At 66.8% G+C, this 1376-nt stretch carries 1 protein-coding gene and 1 pseudogene; both read right to left on the reverse strand.

Going from position 1 to position 1376, the window contains the following annotated elements:
• Positions 1 to 4: 4 nt before the first annotated feature.
• Complete coding sequence (locus tag C2R25_RS18755) at positions 5 to 784, reverse strand: SDR family NAD(P)-dependent oxidoreductase (RefSeq protein ID WP_103730641.1); 780 nt, start codon at positions 782 to 784, stop codon at positions 5 to 7.
• A 105-nt stretch (positions 785 to 889) separates the two neighbouring features.
• Positions 890 to 1171, reverse strand: a pseudogene (locus tag C2R25_RS18760) (acetyl-CoA C-acetyltransferase); the annotation flags it as partial.
• Between the last annotated feature and the right edge of the window lie 205 nt (positions 1172 to 1376).

The following is a 1376-nucleotide window of genomic DNA, read 5'->3' on the forward strand; positions in this document are numbered from 1 at the left end:
ATTTTTACTTTGGCGCCATACGGATGGCGCCGTCGAGTCTGACGTCTTCGCCGTTGAAGTATGGGTTGCGGATCATTTCTGCGGCGAGGGAGGCGTATTCTTCGGGGATGCCGAGGCGCTTGGGGAAGGGGACTTGTGCGCCCAAGGCGTCGAGGACGGGCTGGGGGGCGGCCTGCATCAGCGGGGTGGCGAAGAGGCCGGGCAGGATGGTGTTGACGCGGATGCCTTCGGAGGAAAGATCGCGCGCGATGGGCAGGGTCATGCCGACGACGCCGCCCTTCGATGCGGAATAGGCGGCCTGGCCGATCTGGCCATCCTCGGCGGCGGCGCTGGCGGTGTTGACGATGGCGCCGCGCTCGCCGCCATCCAGCGGGTCGAGCGCGAGCATGCCCGCGGCCGATTTGGCGATGCAGCGGAACGTGCCGACGAGGTTGATCTGAATGATCCTGTCGAAGTCGGCGAGTGGGAAGTGCCTGATCTCGCCGGTCTTGCGGTCGCGGCTGGCGGTCTTGATCGCGTTGCCGGTGCCCGCGCAGTTGACGAGGATGCGCTCCTGCCCGATCGCCTCGCGCGCCTTGGCAAAGCCTGCGTCCACGCTCGCCTCGTCGGTGACGTTGACGCTGCAGAACACCCCGCCCAGTTCCTTCGCCAGCGCCTCGCCCAGATCGGCGTTGAGGTCGAACAGCGCGACCTTGACGCCCTCTGCCGCCAGCTTGCGCGCGGTCGCCGCGCCCAGTCCGCTTGCCCCGCCGGTGATGACCGCGCTCAGTCCTGCCAGTTCCACTTGCCTTGCTCCTGTCGAATGCCGGACGGCCCGTTGCCGGCCGCCGGGATTGTCGTGCGGACGGAACCCTTCGCGGCCACGCCCGGTGTCGGTGGCGCGCGTTGTCTAGAGCGCCTCGACGATGGTGACGTTGGCGATGCCGCCGCCCTCGCACATCGTCTGCAGGCCGTAACGCTTGCCCCGCGCGCGCAGCGCATGAACCAGCGGGGTCATCAGCCTGGTGCCCGAAGCGCCCAGCGGATGGCCCAGCGCAATCGCGCCGCCGTTGACGTTGAGCCGGTCGGGATCGGCCCCGGTCGCCTCCAGCCAGGCCATCGGGATCGGTGCGAAAGCCTCGTTCACTTCGTAAAGATCAATATCCTCGACCCTCATGCCGGCGCGTTCGACCAGCGACGCGAGCACCGCCCCAGCCAGCTCCGAAGGATGCCAGCCGACAGGCGACCGCCCCTGCGACCACCCGCCGTACGCGTCGTCGCCACAGTGTACGCCTCAGATACCGCCACTCTTCAATACCCCAACGTCCCCAACTTTCATCAACCTCCGACTAGATTACTCAACCCACATAATCAATCATACAATGAAAGGCGACGGG

The sequence above is a fragment of the Novosphingobium sp. HII-3 genome (assembly GCF_002916655.1).
Taxonomy (GTDB): Bacteria; Pseudomonadota; Alphaproteobacteria; order Sphingomonadales; family Sphingomonadaceae; genus Novosphingobium; species Novosphingobium panipatense.